Genomic DNA, 14,473 nt, shown 5'->3' on the forward strand with positions numbered 1-14,473 from the left:
GCCAATCGCGCACGCGCCGCTCCAGGGTCCGGCGGACCTCCTGGTCGGGAAAGCTCTCCGGATGATTGCGCATCAGGTAGTGCATCAGCGTGACCGGCTTGAGACTGGGGTCCCGCTCGAGCATCGGGACGAGCTCGGACTCCCACACATCCGCCAGCGGATCCGGCACGGTCCGCCCGCGCTGCGGCGCGCGCTCGGAGGGCTTGCGCGGGTCTTTCTCATGCCGCCGGGCGGTACGCTCGCTCATGCCCGCGCGCGCGGCGGCGACGGCCTGGTTGTGATGCTTGCGTTCACGCATATAGAGTGCCTTCTGCTGGTCGGTGATGGGTCTACCGGGCAACCGCACCTCCATCGACTTGATCGACAGAGTTCTTGTTTTTCCTGCGGTCGCCCTAACGATCCGCACCGGCCAGTTTCCACCCGAAAAGACGGATCCACCGGGGCCAGCGCGATCCACAAGGCCCGGCCTCACCGACGGCCGGGCCTGTGGATCGCCCCGAGCCAGCCGTCACCGGTCAACGTGGCTGACGCTCACCGACCGACCACCGTTGTTGTCGCAGAACAAAGTGCCCTCGCGTCAGAACCGAGAAGAGCAGGGCGACCTAATCTATAGGTCCACGCAACGCAGCAACCGTGGTCGCCACGAGCGCATCGACGGAGAAGTGTTTTTCGATGTGTCGGCGAAGACTTCCAGCGTTACACTGCGCTGACTGGGCGGCAAGCTCCGAGAGCGCGTCACGAAGCCCAATCGGATCGTTCGGCGGAACCACTTTTCCGAGTCCGTCGACAATTGCGGCGGAATCCCCGATATTGGTGACGACGCACGGTGTACCGCAGGCCATGGCCTCTGCGATCACATTCGGAAAGCCTTCCCCATAGGCCGATGCCGAGCAGTAGATATCCATAGCGCTATACAGCGCAGGCGTGTCGCTGCGCACGCCGGTAAAATGCATGCGATCCTTGAGCCCCAGCTCTTCCGCTTGCGCTCGCAAATTGGCCGTCCGATCAGCACACCCGCCGCCGACGATGACGAACGTCCACGCGTGGCCTGCCCTCACGAGTTCGACCGCCGCCTTCAGGAAGATTTCGTGGCCTTTCATCGGGTCGATCCGGCCGACGGTCCCGACGACGAGGGCATCCTGGGCCAGACCCAATTCCGCGCGGATGGCGGCCCCTGCTTCCGGACGCGGCCGGTAAACGCCCGTGTCGATCCCGTTGGGCACGACCACACTGCGGCGTGGCCGCCAGCCCGCGACATCAAGTGCATGGCGCCGACCTGTCTCAGAGTTCGCAATCATAAGCGGTACACTGCCGGAAACCAGCCGGCACAGCCGCTCCGGCACCCGCCGCTTCCAGTTCAACCGCATGTTCGACGCGCGGTAGCCCCAGACCAGCTTTTCGCGTTCCCGGCCACGCGTGGCCAGCCAAGCCACCAGATTGCAGAGGTGCAGCATGCTGTAGACGCGGTCGGGTCCGCGCGCGCGGACCAACCGCCGCAGCCGGGCCGGAGCGGCCATCAGTTGCAGGCACCGCCCCACAACGCTGGTCCGCGCCGGCCCATTCAATCCCGTCAGGCGGACGCGAGGGTCGATCTCGATGCCAAGCGCGCGCGGACTGGCATCGTAGAAGGTGATTAGGTCCACGGTATGGCCGCGTCCGACCAGCGCGTTGGCCAGGACGAGCACCTGCCGCTCCGCACCGCCGATGCTGAGGGTGCCAACGAACAAGCAGACTTGCATGACAGTTAGATCCGGCGCGTGTAGCCGTAGCGCGCAGCCATGCGCCCGGCGATCAGCCAGAACACGGCGCGCTGGCGACGGCTGAGCGAGCCGTGCCACTCAAGGTCCGGCTTGAGCCGGACGGCTCCGGCCATGCGAACGCGGTTGCCGGCCACAGTATGACCCACAGTGAACGAGTCGCCCCGCGCCAACATCCGCGCCACGCTGCCGAAATCGAGATCGGCCGCCGTGCCGATCCGTCGCAGGGCGGTATCCGGATCCTCCACGAAATCCTCGTAACGCACGCAGATCCGCTTTTCGGCCGAGAGGCGCCGTAGGGCCCGCTCAGCCACGGCGTTCACGATCCACCACATCGCAGCACTCCGGGCCACCGGCTGTGGGGCGAGCGCGTTCTGCACGCCGGCCTCGGGTGCCTTCGCGTACGGTTTGCGCAACGACCAAGCGATGCCGCGGCCGTCGCGCACCAGATGGACGAAGCGGACATCCAGCTGATCGACCCAGGTCAAGGCGAGCGCCCGGGTTGGAATCTTCGACGAGTCCACGATTGTGTTGGTGCCCGCCACCTCAGCGAGAGCGGCGTAAAAGCCGTGCAAACCGGCCGCGTAAGTTTGAAAGCGCGCGTCGCCGCGAGCGCCTTCGCGCAGCAGGTTGGCAAGCCCGCGCAGACGTTCATAGCGATCGCGCAGATCCCGCCAGTCGTGTTCCGTCAGCTCTGCCGGCCGTTTGGATGCCCAGACCCGCCGAACCTTTCGCCAGAAGGGACACGACTCGGCCTGGACACCGCATGCGCAATATTCGTCGGGGTTGTCCCAGGCCCGAGGTGCGTTGGTGAGTTCGCCGAAACTCTCCACGTCCCGATGGTTTCCGAGGATCGTGTCCAGAACGGTCGAGCCGCTGCGCCCAGCACCGACGATGTAAATGACCTTCGGGTCAGACGTCATCTCAGCCAAGCTTCCTCAGCGCCGCGACCAGCTCGGGCGAACTCCAAGGGTTGTTGGGCACCAGCCACTGACCGAGGTGCTCGGCTGTCCACAGCGGCGCCCGAATGGCTGGGTACAAGCTGGGATAGTCGCGCTTCGCTTTCGAGTAGATGCCCGCGTTCCAGAATCCGAAACGGCCGAGATGGCGCGCATCGACCAAACCTGCATCAGGCAGCCGCCGGATACTGGCCTCCATTGTTCTCAGCGGCATCAGGTTGTGCTGGGCCCATTTGTCGCGGTCGAGCCAGCGCATGACGGTTCCGTTGAGCCCCGCATGGTTCGGAACCGACAGCAGGATCCACCCGCCAGGTTTTGTCAGCTCGACGTGTTTGACGATCGCGTCTGTGGGATCGGCAAAGTGCTCGATGAACCCAAAACTGACCGTCACGTCCCAGCCTGCGGCGCCCGGCGCCTCGTCGGGCATCAGTTCGAACACGTCACGCGCCAGGATTCGCCCGGGGACCCCTGCATCATCTAGCAACCGTTGCGCCTCCTGCGCGGACCCCTCGACGTACTCGACGCCCCAAGGCTGGAAGCCGAAGTGATCGTGAAAATACCTCAGATTGGTTCCGGGGAAGGCACCGATCTCAAGGACGGTCCAATTCGGGTTCCGCGGCAGAAGCCGGCCGAACCAAGCATGGCGTTCGCGGAACATCGGGGCGTGGACGTCAAGCCGTGGCAGCGCGGACTTGCCGCCGGCGTGCCGTTCGGCCCACTGCGTTTTGTCGGTCAGGCGCATTCCTTGGATCCTCAATTGCGTCGTCAAGCCTCCAGAGCTGGTGGCGGCATCGATCGACATCCGCCTAACAGAGGCGGCGGACGGCTGCGCGTGCGTAGCCCAAACATCACCGTCCTGCGACCTTAGCCACGCTATGTGGCCGGGGCGCGAGAGCCCGTGGTTGCCTGCAAGAAAGCTTCCGTTCGTGATCGTTGCCGAGCTCGTAGAACCGGCGCTTGGCAAACGCCAAGCGGATGATCCCCTCTATGTGGCCGTGTCGGGTCGGTTGGCTGTTCCCTAGCATGCCGACGCGATACGGTGGAAGCGGGTGCCCGCCGGATCAGGTCGCGCGCCAAGCCGCGCCGGTGGCACGCAAGGTGTCGGACGTTGCCACGGCGCGTGACCAGTCAAGGGCGCGGGCGGTGTCGTCCGCGTCGACGATAAAATCGCCGGTCAACTGCGCGCCTATCTCCGCCCTGCCCAGCAAGGCGGTGGCCGAGCGCAACAGCCGCGGCGACATAGGAAGGAGTCGCGGCGAACGCCCCATTCCTTCCGCGATTTCGGTCACCATCTCGGACGTCGAGAGGCTCTGCGCATCCCCCGCTGGCCAGACACCACCGGGTGCAGCCGGCGACACCAAGCAGCGGTCGACCAGATCGACGAAGTTGTCGCGCCCGAGCAGCGTCCGCCGGTTCCGCACCGTCCGCAACGGGAGGGGTATCCCGGCCTGCACAGCCCGGCACAGACGTGCCAGATTGCCAGGTGCCCCGGGGCCGGCGACCAGCGCCGGCCGCACGATCACCCAAGGGAGCCCCGTGTCCGCCCCGATCTTGTGCACAGCCTGCTCTGCCGCGAACTTCGAGCGGCCATACCCACTCAAAGGTGCACCCGCCGATGCCCCGGCTCTCGGCGGAGCAGCTGCGATTGAGCTGACAAAGACGAACCGACCGACACCGTTGGCGGCAGCACGCTGAGCCAGGCCTCGGGTCAAATCGACATTATCCCGCCATAAGGCCTCGATGTTTGAGTCACCCGGGTAATGGGCGCGGCCAGCAAGGTGAACGACCGCGTCAACGCCCGCCAGTGCCGCGTCGAACTGAGGGAACCAAGGCGACGTCGCGTAGAAGGCCGCGACCTCGACAGCATCGACCTCGCTGTCGGCAATTGCCCTGGGTGAACGCGACAAGCCGCGGACGGCGTAGCCCGCGCCGGCAAGGCCAGCCACGCAGGCTCGCCCGAGGAACCCACTTGCGCCGGTAACAAGCACACGCTTCATGTCACCGGTCCCTTCTCTGCCCTGATCGACTCGGCCAGCAGGTCATCGTAAAGGTTCACCGTCTGCACGGCGATCGAGTCCTTGCTGAACAGCCGTTCAGCCCGCGTTCGCGCCGCCGCGCCGAAGCGGGCGCGCAGATGAGAATCTTCGGCCAGCGTCCGCAACGCATTGACGAGCCCAGCTATGTCACCGAGCGGGACCAGATACCCGGTTTCGCCCTCTGCGACCACGTCACGACAGCCCGGAACATCTGTTGCTACCATCGGCCGCCCGCACGCCGATGCCTCGAGTAAAGCCTTTGGCAAACCCTCTCTATAGGACGGAAGGCACACAATGTGGCAGCCGCGATAAACAGCCGCCATATCTGATTGACGACCCATAAGTTCGACGTCGCCCGCTTCTTGGATACGCGCGATCCAGGCAGGATCAACAGCTGTCGGGTTCTCTGGGTCGCTGTCACCCGCAATGCGCAATCGCACCGGCAGACCGAGATGCTTCAGCCGCTGGGCCGCCTCGACGAACTCCTCGACGCCTTTATGGCGCACCAGCCGCGCCGGCATCACGACCACGGTGGGTGGCGACGGCGGTTCGGGCGAGGGCTTGAACGCCTCTAGATCGACACCGGCTCCTTGAACGACGGCGACGCGTTCCGAGCGCACAGCCCCCATGCCGGTGAAGATTGCCGTATCGTCGCGATTCTGGAACAGGGCGATCCGGCGTCGCCCACGAAAGGCCACGCACAGCAACGGTATCAACACGCGCCGCAACGTTCGAGCCCGCCATCCATCGTCCGTGAAAACATAGCCGAGCCCCGTTGGAGCCAGGACGCTGGCGGCAGCGCTGAACCGGGTCAACAGGCCACCGTAAAGAGCCCCCTTCAATGCGACCGCATGCACCAAATCCGGGTTACACGCACGGAGTTGGTGACGTATCGAGCGCAGGGACCGCAGCTCGCCGCGCAGGTTGACCCCACCGCGCCTGAATGCGATTTCCCGGCCGTCCATGCCGTATGCCGCTAAGTCCGGACTTGCGGCCGCACCCTCTCCCAGCACAACGACACGATAACCGCGCTTCTGAGCCTCCTGCGCCACCGGAAGCCGATGCGATAGGAAGTACGCCACGTCGTGCACGAGAAAAGCGACGAGACGGGCTGAATCCGGCGCCGACTGGCTGTGCGCTGCCTCTTCGGATGTTCGCGGCCGGCGGTGTCCGCAGCTGCCACCATTCGCATCCGCGCACGCACCAGCGGCGCCTTCTCGTCCGTCAACATCAACCGATCCGTCCTGCGAGACCATAAACTTATCCTCAGGAAACGGCCCGCACACGCGTACGCGAGAGAGCAGCCCACAGACTCAAACTCACCGCGAACCCGCCCATCAACGCTGGGGCTGGCGTACCCGTAGCCGCCCACACGGCGCAGCCCACCAGCAAGACGTTCGCGAGGGCGATGCGAGAGCTGACCGCGGCATGGCTTCGCCCCGCCTGGACCGCGCGCTGATAGGCGTGGGAGCGGTGCGCCTGCCAGACCTTCTCCAACCGCGCAAGCCGCCGCAGCAGCGTGATCGTCGCGTCGGCAAGATAGTACGCCGGCAGGATCAGGGCGGCCGCCCACTGCCCCTGCGCGGCGCTATGTAGCAGCAGCCAGCCCAACGCGAAGCCCAGCGTGACGGATCCAACGTCGCCCAGGAAGATCTTCGACGGCGACCAGTTCCACCACAGGAAGCCGGCGGCCGACCCGGCAAGCAGCCACGGCAGGACGGCCTCCGCGACGAGACCGCCTGTCACCAGCGCCACCAGGCCGAGCCCGAAGCCGACGGCCGCCGTCTCCACCCCGCTTATCCCGTCGATCCCGTCCATGAAATTGTAAAGGTTGACGAACCACAGCCAGGCGAACCCCGCGGCCAGCGCGTCCAACCAGGGCGGCAAAAGGCCCTGGAAAACGGGTCCGTCGACCAAGCACGCCGTGCCCGCGACCACCGCCAAGGCCTGGGCGCCGAGCCGCGTGGACGCGGGCAAGCCGCGCACGTCGTCGACGAGCGACACCGCGGCCAGACCGATACAGACGAGCACCGCCGCCGGCACCGGCATCTCCAGGCCGAGCATCCAGTCGGCGGCCAGCCATCCGGGCAGGACGACCGCCAGGATCGCCAGCCCGCCGCCGCGGGGCTTCTTTTCCGCGTGCAGCGATCGTGCGTTCGGCGCATCGTATACCCCGCGCCGGATCAGAAACTTGCGTACCGGACCCGTCAACCAGGCCACCGCAAGTCCGGCTGTGATGCTGGCAACCACGAGCAGACCAATTTGGACGGGCACTAGTGTCGCTCGCACCTGAAAACCGCCCCGTTTCGCGAACGTCCAGTTGGGGCAAAGGCGATCAAGATAACGCCGCGTTGACCGACTTGCCGGACGGCTTGACCTCGGTTTGCCGCCGAAACTCCGGCACGTTGTGGCGAAGGATGTCCTTCACCTGTTCGATGCTCCCGGCCCGGGCACCAGACTCCAGATCGCCGATCGCCTTGCGCAAGACCTCGATGTTGGCGGTCCGGGCGGCGGCCAGCTGGAGCCCATGGTGCCCAGTCGCGAGCACAGGTTCCTGGGAATGGAACAGCTCCTCGTGCAGCTTCTCGCCCGGCCTGACCCCAGTGAACTGGATCCGTACATCCTTTTCCGGGCGCAGGCCAGCCAGGCGGATCATCTGACGCGCGAGGTCGACGATCTTGACCGGCTCGCCCATGTCCAGGACGTAGACCTTACCAACGTCCTCGCCGTCCTCCTGGCGCAGGCTGATCGCGGCGGCCTGCAGGACCAGTTGAACGGCTTCGCGTACGGTCATGAAGTAGCGCGTCATCTCCGGATGGGTGATCGTCACCGGACCGCCGCGTGCGATCTGCCGGGTGAACAGCGGCACTACCGAGCCAGTCGACCCCAAAACGTTGCCGAAGCGCACGGTGGTGAAACGTGTCCCGGGTCCGCGCTGGCGCCGGTCCTGCGCCCGTTCCGCCATGTCGCAGGCCTGGGCGTAGCACTCCGCTAAGCGTTTGGTCGCGCCCATCACGCTCGACGGGTTGATCGCCTTGTCGGTCGAGATCAGCACCATCGCGGTTACCCCATGGGCGCGCGAGCTGTCGGCGAGGTTGCGCGTGCCGATCACGTTGGTGAGCGCCGCTTCCGGGGGGTTGTCCTCGGCCAGCGGCACGTGCTTGACGGCGGCCGCGTGCAGTACGAGGTCCGGGCGCTCCGATGCCATCAGACCGTCGATCGCCACACGGTCGCGCACGTCGGCCAGAACGCATCGCCGGTCCGTGCTCGGGAACGTCTCCGACAGCTCCAGCCCGATCCCGTAGAGCAGGGTCTCCGAGTGATCCAGCAGGATCAGCCGCTGTGCGCCGAACTCGCAGGCCTGGCGGGCAAGTTCGCTGCCGATCGACCCGCCCGCGCCGGTCACCAGCACGCGCCGGCCGGCGATGAAGCCGCGCATGGCGTCGCGGTCCAGGGTCGCCTGCGGGCGCTGCAGCAGGTCTTCCAGCGCGACCGGCCGAAGCTCGACCTTACCACCGCTGTCCGACCGACTGTCCCGGAAGTCGGTCAGGCTCGGCAGCCTGGATAGCATGGCGCCGTGCGTCTCGGCCTTTTCCAGAAGTGTACGCAGCACTTCCGGCCCCATGGACCGCGTCTGGATCAGGCGTTGAGGGGCTTTGCCGCGCCGTCTGAGCGAAGCCATCACGCCGTCGAGGTCGCCGAGATCGCCCATCACTGGAACGCCCCGGATGCGCCGGCCCACGCGCGTTCCTTTCTCGTCGAGGATGCCGACGGCCTCGTAGCCGCTGTTCGGATCCTGGGTCGTGTCGCGAATGAACAAGTCGGCGGCATCGCCGGCCCCGACCAGCAAGACCGGCACCCGCGCCGGCGCGCCCCATTCCAGGAGATGATGGAAGCCGCGGTCGCGGAAGACCCGATAGATCATCCTTGGGCCGGCCAGCAGCGCGACGAGGAGCAGCCACTCGATCACGAGGACAGAGCGCGGCATGCTGTCAAGGCGCGTTATCAGGAAGGTAATTGGGAGAAAGATCAGCACCGACAGCGTGACCGCCTTGACGATGGCGATCATGTCCTGAACGGAGGCGTACCGCCAGATGCCGCGGTACAGGCCCATGAACCAGAAGACGACCGCGCTGACGGCCGTGAAGATACCGACAACCAGCCAGAATTCCGGGTCACTCCAGTACCCGGTGATCCCGTCGCCCAGACGCAGCGCGAACGCCGCGACGAACGACACGGCGGCCATGACCGCATCGTGCACAAACGCCACGGCGGCCCTGCGGTATCGCGCGGCGAAGACGCCCGTCATGCCTAACTCCTCTGCCGGTCCGGCGACCGTGCCCATCTCCAAGCTGCGACGTGCCCGCTGGCGCCGATCCACAACACCCGCACATGCTGTTACCGCAGACGCCCGCCCGCTGCAAAGCGGGAACGCTGTGACCGTCTCGCGCGAAGCGCTTAAATCAGGCGAGAACCAAAAACGTGCATCTGCCGATCCGCCCCCAGCCAGGTCGACGAGCTACCGCTGGCATAGCCCTGTCGCGCCCACATCAAGGATCGAACTGGATGTCCAGTGCTTGCCGCTACGGCCAGACTTCTCCGGCCCAGGTTGCAAAGCCGGCCGTCCGCGATCGTCTGCGCAGTAGCCAGGAAGGCACATACCCGCTACGGTAAGCGAAACCTGCGGTGTCGACTGTCGGTCTCTATCAACAGCCCGACCTGCATCAGCGCTTCGTGTTCGGGATATGGCGTGAAGCCGAGCCAGGGTTCGCGAACAGGTTCGAGGGTCTCCTCGGGCCAAAGCATGACGTCCGGGACCGGCTCTGGATCGGACGAGCCTGTGGCCAAGCACGCGTTGGGTGACCTCGGTCCCAGCCAAAACGCGCAGCCGCGCGGCCACGAGATTGCGGAACGCGTACGCCTTCATCTGCTTTTCCTTGAACCCACCGAAAAACGGCCTTGGCGAGGCGTTGCACCCCCTAGCACGGGCAGGTCCGTCCAAGAATCACCGGCTGATCGCCTACATCCAGGTCGACATGGTCGAAACGGCGGTGCGCCACTACCTCGCTCAAGAAGCGGAAGATCCGGCCCCGCCGGCGCCGTCTAACCGGAGAGACTAACCGGCGGCGGGCCTGACGGCTTGGCGACAGGTGACGACCCCGCAGCGCCCGTAAAGCGTTGTGGACGGCATCGACCTCTGGGTCGCAAAGCTCGACGCCCGACCGCAACGATGACCGGTCGCCGTCGGCCCCCGGCTTCACCACCCGACTGTCTCGCGCCGCGATCAAGGCATCGCGGGCCAGCCCCGTGGCGCGCGAGCGGATCGCCCTACTCTACGCCTTGCCGATCCGTCAGGTCGCCCAGCGCCACCGCGCAGCCGCCGAAGCTCTGCAGGTACAACAGAGCGTTGCGGTTCGCCCGGAGATAGGCAGTGCGTGTCTCATCCGATCTCTGCTTCGCCTTCGCTGTCACTGGAGTACAGGTAGTGATGACTGGTCCGACTCAGATTGTGGCCCATCCGGGCGCGATCGCGTCCATGTAGCGCTGCCCGCGGACCGGGGGATGGTCCAGGCCGCGGACCTCAAACTGCACGTCCGGCAGCCGCTGTTTCAGCCGGGTCGCGACGGCGACGCGGATGTCCTCGCCGTTCTCCGGGTCGCGCACGGACTGCCGCCCCATGAAGGCGAAAAGACATCGACCGGGAGCGCGTCGGCCGGCTGCTCTTCCTGACGCAGAACCGCGAACGACGGGTCGACCAGGTTGGGTGGACCGCGGCCTGGTTGCCGGCGATTTGGTCCTGGCTCGCCGAGGCAACGGGCTCCGCGCGGCGCACCAAGCCTCCGTCCGAGCACTACCCCCCCCCGGCAGCGGTTCAACCGGTCAGCGAACGACATCAGACGGCCGGCACAGCATCAGAATGGGCAGGTACAGGATCAGCCAGTCCCGGTTCAAGTTGATGATAAACGACTGGTTGTCGACCAACAGCACCGGAGAGGCGAACGCCAGCATCACCAGCGGCGCCACCGTGCCCGCATGGGCGGTCGCGAACGCGTCGTAGGCGGCTCGCCCGCCAAGTATCAACAGCAGACCAACGCCGACCAATCCCTGGTAGAAAAGTGTTCCCAGAACAATGTTGTGCGCTGAATTGTGGCCGAGCGCGTCCAGCACCGCCGCTGCGCCCAGCCCCAGAAACGGATTCTCAGCCGACCGCGAGAGCACATGGCTCCAGATTTCGAACCGCAGCGAACTGCCGCGCGCCACCCAGTTGTCGAGGTCGATCAAGCCGGCCGTGTGTGCGCCCAGCAGCAGAGCCGCGAACCCACCGGCGATCGGGAGCAGCAGACGCCGGTCGCGCGCGACGGCAAAGACGCAAGCGGCGAAGATCATTCCGATCATCGGACCACGACTGTCGGTCAGGGCCACGACGACCGAGCAGACTATCAGCGCGGCCGCATAGGACGCCCTCCAGGCAGCGCCTTTAGCGTCGAAAAGGCGCATCAGCGCCACGACCGCCGCGAAGCCATACATGATCCCAGCTTGAACCGGATGGTCGGCGAAGCCGAAGCCGCGCAGCCGGTAACCAGTATCGAACATGTCGCCCGTCACCGCGATCCATATCAGAATCGCGAGACCGAGCATCAGCGCGAGGGTGAGCATCCCGGTCAACGCGGATTCGACCCGCAGGTAGCCCTGACGCGCGACCGCGATGGCGCCGGTGAAGAACAGCGCTACGATCAGGGCTAGGCGCGCAGCATCGTAGGCGCTTTCCAGGGACATGTTCTGGCTCCAGGCGATGCTCAGGAGCCACCAGCCGCACATCAGGACGATTACCCACCAGTACAAACTCGCCCGAACTGGCGTCCAGCGAACTTGGTAGACGTACACCGCGATTGGCACGAGGCAGAATATGTAGAGAATCGACCGGATAATGGCCTTGTCGAACAGAAACAGTCCGACGATCGTAAACGGGATAGCATAGCCAAGATACCGCGCAAGGCGTTCCGGTTCCGAGGCGCGCCGAAACGCCGCGAGCGCCGACGACATGCGACCCGAACCGTCGGGCGACTGTTCCTCCACGCGAGCCACGCTCTACCCCTTATCCCAAACACTGCGAGCCGACTTACGCCGGCCCACCAATAACAACACAATCCGACATCCTTCACGGTGTCGCGACCGACACGGGGCGTATCGCATACCACACGCCACCCATCAAAGCTTTCCAGATGTCGGTTGGGAAGAAGTCGGCAACACAACCGCAGGCGGTGCCGACATCTAATGCGCCGGTGGCTGAACCGTAGGCACCGTGATACACAGCTGCTTCACCAACGTTTTTCGGTAGCATCACTCCATGCGTGTCCTGATCGTCGGCGACATCTTCGGCGCCGACCTTTGCGCCAACTTCCACATGATCATGCAGAAGTTCGTGCACGGCTTCGCCCGGGCCGGGCACGGCGTGCAGGTGTTCAACGACCGCCAGGCCGCGCGCTACGCCACGCCGTTGCACAGCCGCAAGCTGGGTACCCGGACGGCGAACGCCAGGCTGCTGCAGGCCTGCCGCAACTACCGCCCGCACCTCGTGTTCCTGGGCCACTGCGAGATCATCCGCAACGACACGCTGGCCGCGGTCCGGGAAGCGGTGCCGGGGGTGCGGATCGCCTACCGCAACGTCGACCCGATCTACGACTTCGACCACGACAACCACCGCCGGATCGCCAGCCGAATCGACACGGTGGACACGATCTTCGTCACCACCGCCGGCCGGCGCCTCAGCCGGTTCGCGGGCGGGCGCGCGAACGTCCACTTCATGCCCAACCCGATCGACCCCAACGTGGAGACGCTGCGCCAGTTCGAGCAGCCGGCGCGCGCGCTGCCGGTCGACCTGTTCTTCGGCTTCATGGGCCGCCAGCAGGCCAGCGACACCAACAAGCAGGGCGACGCGCGCATCGCAATCGCGACCGAACTGAAACAGCGGCTGCCGGAGGCGACGTTCGAGATCCGCGGCCTCGACCATCCGCCCGTGCGCGGGCAGGACTACATGGACGCGATCGCCCGGGCGCGGATGGGCCTGAACTTCAGCCGGGTCAACGACCACTATCTCTACGCCAGCGACCGGATGGCGCACTACCTGGGCTGCGGCCTGGTCACCCTGACCGACCGGGCGACCGGCTTCGGCGAGCTGTTCGACGAGGACGAACTCGGCTTCTACGCCGACCGCGACGAGCTGGTGGCGCAGATCGAGCGGTTCCGCACGGACGATGCCGCCCGCCGACGCGTGGCGGAGGCCGGCTGGCGCAGAGGGCACCAACTGTTCGACGTCGCGCGGGTCGCCCGCTACATCTGTGATACGATGTTCGAGACCGGCCTGAGCGAGGCCTACGAGTGGCCGACCGGGCCGGCCAAGCCCGCGGCCAAGCAGGACTGAGGGACGATCCCCGCGCGCCCGCCCCAGCCCCGGCAGGCGATCTAACGACCCAGGTCGGCGAACGCCGCCGCCGCGTCGTCCCAGCCCCACCACCGCCGGCTCGCCAGCGCGCAGCGATGCTGGGACAGCCAGAGCGCGTCGTCGGTCAGCAGGTGTACGCAGGCCTCGGCGAAGGCGTCCGCGTCCGCCGCGACAAAACCGGAGCGGCCGTCCTCGACGCGCTCGGGTAGAGAGCCGACCGGCTGGGTGACCAGCGGGACACCCATCGCCTGCGCCTCGGCGGCGGCCTGGCAGAAGGTCTCGCCGGGATCGCCGCGGTAGACCATGACGCGGGCCTCGGCCAGCTCTTGGACCAGGTCGGATCGCGGCACCGGTTCGTGGAAGCTGACCGCGTCGCCGGCGGCGGCCTTGGCGCGCGAGACGATCGCCGCCATTTCCCCGGCCTTCCGGCCGCCGTAGGTCAGCGCGCCGGAGAACACACGAAGTTCGGCCTTGGGCACGCGCGGCTGCACCCGCTCGGTCCACAGCGCGACCAGCCATTCCAGGCCGCGCTCGGGGTTGGACGTCATGATCCCGCGCGCCGGCGGCGGAGTCCGCCGCGCGGCCCCGCGGTGAAACGCGGTATCGGTGCCGTGCGGGATCTTCACGAGCCGCGCCCGGGGCACCCAAGCGGGCACGGTCGAGGCGTGGTAATCGCCCGTGACCACCAGGATCGGCCGCCAGCGTGCCAACGGCAACAGGAACTTGGGCTTTTTCAGATGCTGGGCGGGGTTGCGCAGCCACAGCACCCGCCGACGCGCGCGCGGGACGCGTCCGATCAGCTTGGAACCGCGGTTGGCGATATAGAGATCGGCGGTCTCCGGCATCCCCGCGGCCAGCGGCCGCCAGCAGACCCCGGCCTCCGCATAGACCTCATCGGCGCCGGTGTACGCCCTCACCTTGTGGCCCTTCGTGGCAAGGGCCTGGGCCAGGTAGGCAAACCCCGCTTCCGCCCCGCCCAACGGCCGTTCCTGCAGTGTTCGGCCGTTGAAGGGGTTATTGTCAGCCATGACGATATCAAGCGGCATACTGTCGAGTCCTCGGGTGGCTCGAAGGTGGGGCCCAGGGCCGGGCCACCGGCGCGGTGCCAGCGCGCCCGTGGCCGCAATTCGGGTGTGGGGCGGCACCGGCGATTCGTCAGCGCGGCGATTCGGCCAGGCAACGGCAACCGAACGTTCGTAGCATTCCCAAGTGGCTTGGGGCAGTGGGCAGGCTCGGTCCGGTGACGCCCGTCGGTCGCGGACATGCCGTGCCCGGCAG

General features: G+C 66.5%; 12 protein-coding genes and 1 pseudogene. 1 reads left to right on the plus strand and 12 read right to left on the minus strand.

The features are described from left to right. The 11 genes and pseudogenes from CKO28_RS15970 to CKO28_RS28080 all read right to left on the minus strand — a co-directional run. Positions 1 to 298, minus strand: a pseudogene (locus CKO28_RS15970) (IS21 family transposase); the annotation flags it as partial. Between the two features lie 304 nt (positions 299 to 602). Then, entirely contained in the window at positions 603 to 1,739 is a 1,137-nt protein-coding gene (locus CKO28_RS15975; RefSeq protein WP_200341803.1) for a glycosyltransferase, read from the minus strand. A 5-nt stretch (positions 1,740 to 1,744) separates the two neighbouring features. Beyond that, a complete protein-coding gene (locus CKO28_RS15980) occupies positions 1,745 to 2,680 on the minus strand; it encodes a sulfotransferase family protein (RefSeq protein ID WP_200341804.1) in 936 nt (311 codons plus the stop codon). A gap of 1 nt (position 2,681) precedes the next feature. Continuing rightward, positions 2,682 to 3,458 (minus strand): class I SAM-dependent methyltransferase, encoded by a 777-nt coding sequence (locus CKO28_RS15985; protein ID WP_200341805.1) that lies wholly within the window; start codon positions 3,456 to 3,458, stop codon positions 2,682 to 2,684. Positions 3,459 to 3,777: 319 nt separating this feature from the next. Continuing rightward, positions 3,778 to 4,713: an NAD-dependent epimerase/dehydratase family protein gene (locus CKO28_RS15990; protein WP_200341806.1), complete on the minus strand. Its 936-nt coding sequence runs from the start codon at positions 4,711 to 4,713 to the stop codon at positions 3,778 to 3,780. Next, a complete protein-coding gene (locus tag CKO28_RS15995; RefSeq protein WP_200341807.1) occupies positions 4,710 to 6,008 on the minus strand; it encodes a glycosyltransferase family 4 protein in 1,299 nt (432 codons plus the stop codon). The genes CKO28_RS15990 and CKO28_RS15995 overlap by 4 nt, the downstream gene beginning before the upstream one ends. A gap of 10 nt (positions 6,009 to 6,018) precedes the next feature. Further along, positions 6,019 to 7,026, minus strand: a complete 1,008-nt coding sequence (locus tag CKO28_RS16000) for an MraY family glycosyltransferase (RefSeq protein ID WP_338050154.1) — start codon at positions 7,024 to 7,026, stop codon at positions 6,019 to 6,021. A 61-nt stretch (positions 7,027 to 7,087) separates the two neighbouring features. Continuing rightward, positions 7,088 to 9,061, minus strand: coding sequence for a polysaccharide biosynthesis protein (locus CKO28_RS16005; protein ID WP_200341808.1), 1,974 nt, complete (start codon positions 9,059 to 9,061; stop codon positions 7,088 to 7,090). A 1,193-nt stretch (positions 9,062 to 10,254) separates the two neighbouring features. Beyond that, positions 10,255 to 10,431 (minus strand): hypothetical protein, encoded by a 177-nt coding sequence (locus tag CKO28_RS16010; RefSeq protein WP_200341809.1) that lies wholly within the window; start codon positions 10,429 to 10,431, stop codon positions 10,255 to 10,257. Positions 10,432 to 10,632: 201 nt separating this feature from the next. Beyond that, on the minus strand, positions 10,633 to 11,829 hold the full coding sequence (locus tag CKO28_RS29145; protein WP_200341810.1) for an O-antigen ligase family protein: 1,197 nt from the start codon (positions 11,827 to 11,829) through the stop codon (positions 10,633 to 10,635). A gap of 82 nt (positions 11,830 to 11,911) precedes the next feature. Beyond that, entirely contained in the window at positions 11,912 to 12,094 is a 183-nt protein-coding gene (locus CKO28_RS28080; protein WP_207168841.1) for a hypothetical protein, read from the minus strand. A gap of 6 nt (positions 12,095 to 12,100) precedes the next feature. Here CKO28_RS28080 and CKO28_RS16020 point away from each other — a divergent pair, with 6 nt between their 5' ends. Continuing rightward, on the plus strand, positions 12,101 to 13,174 hold the full coding sequence (locus CKO28_RS16020; protein WP_200341811.1) for a glycosyltransferase family protein: 1,074 nt from the start codon (positions 12,101 to 12,103) through the stop codon (positions 13,172 to 13,174). Between the two features lie 41 nt (positions 13,175 to 13,215). On the opposite strand, the gene CKO28_RS16025 is transcribed toward CKO28_RS16020, so the two are convergent. Continuing rightward, positions 13,216 to 14,223 (minus strand): glycosyltransferase, encoded by a 1,008-nt coding sequence (locus CKO28_RS16025; protein WP_242480601.1) that lies wholly within the window; start codon positions 14,221 to 14,223, stop codon positions 13,216 to 13,218. Positions 14,224 to 14,473 lie beyond the last annotated feature (250 nt).

The sequence above is a fragment of the Rhodovibrio sodomensis genome (genome assembly GCF_016583645.1).
In the GTDB taxonomy this organism is placed as follows: Bacteria; Pseudomonadota; Alphaproteobacteria; order Kiloniellales; family Rhodovibrionaceae; genus Rhodovibrio; species Rhodovibrio sodomensis.

Excerpts from the sequence above, each read along its gene's own strand:
- CKO28_RS15975 (WP_200341803.1), bottom strand. The coding sequence starts at position 1,739 with ATGCAAGTCTGCTTGTTCGTTGGCACCCTCAGCATCGGCGGTGCGGAG.
- CKO28_RS15980 (WP_200341804.1), bottom strand. The coding sequence starts at position 2,680 with ATGACGTCTGACCCGAAGGTCATTTACATCGTCGGTGCTGGGCGCAGC.
- CKO28_RS15985 (WP_200341805.1), bottom strand. The coding sequence starts at position 3,458 with ATGCGCCTGACCGACAAAACGCAGTGGGCCGAACGGCACGCCGGCGGC.
- CKO28_RS15990 (WP_200341806.1), bottom strand. The coding sequence starts at position 4,713 with ATGAAGCGTGTGCTTGTTACCGGCGCAAGTGGGTTCCTCGGGCGAGCC.
- CKO28_RS15995 (WP_200341807.1), bottom strand. The coding sequence starts at position 6,008 with ATGGTCTCGCAGGACGGATCGGTTGATGTTGACGGACGAGAAGGCGCC.
- CKO28_RS16005 (WP_200341808.1), bottom strand. The coding sequence starts at position 9,061 with ATGACGGGCGTCTTCGCCGCGCGATACCGCAGGGCCGCCGTGGCGTTT.
- CKO28_RS16010 (WP_200341809.1), bottom strand. The coding sequence starts at position 10,431 with ATGGGGCGGCAGTCCGTGCGCGACCCGGAGAACGGCGAGGACATCCGC.
- CKO28_RS28080 (WP_207168841.1), bottom strand. The coding sequence starts at position 12,094 with ATGCTACCGAAAAACGTTGGTGAAGCAGCTGTGTATCACGGTGCCTAC.
- CKO28_RS16020 (WP_200341811.1), top strand. The coding sequence starts at position 12,101 with ATGCGTGTCCTGATCGTCGGCGACATCTTCGGCGCCGACCTTTGCGCC.
- CKO28_RS16025 (WP_242480601.1), bottom strand. The coding sequence starts at position 14,223 with ATGGCTGACAATAACCCCTTCAACGGCCGAACACTGCAGGAACGGCCG.